Source organism: Lysinibacillus sp. RU7 (genome assembly GCF_057837305.1).
Genome location: NZ_JBYQFK010000199.1, coordinates 1 through 254 on the forward strand (window position 1 = coordinate 1; position 254 = coordinate 254).

The following is a 254-nucleotide window of genomic DNA, read 5'->3' on the forward strand; positions in this document are numbered from 1 at the left end:
TTTCAGGCTCCCTACGTCGGTGCCGTGGTGATGCCCGGCGGAGCCTCCCTGCCACGCCGTCAGTTCGACGCCTGGCAGGAGTGGGCGCGCACCCGCGGAGCCAAGGGTCTGGCCTACATCACGATCTCTGACGAGGGCGTGCCAGAAGGTCCAGTTGCCAAAAACATTTCCGAGGAGGAGAAGGCTGGCATCGCCGAGAAGGTCGGTGCCAAGCCTGGTGATGCCATCTTCTTTGCTGCTGGCTCGAAGACCTC

General features: G+C 63.4%; 1 protein-coding gene. It reads left to right on the top strand.

What is annotated here, in order from left to right; all coding sequences use genetic code 11:
- Nucleotides 1-254 (top strand): GAD domain-containing protein (locus tag AC3II9_RS22085; protein ID WP_489158872.1); only part of this gene is annotated, 254 nt, incomplete at both ends.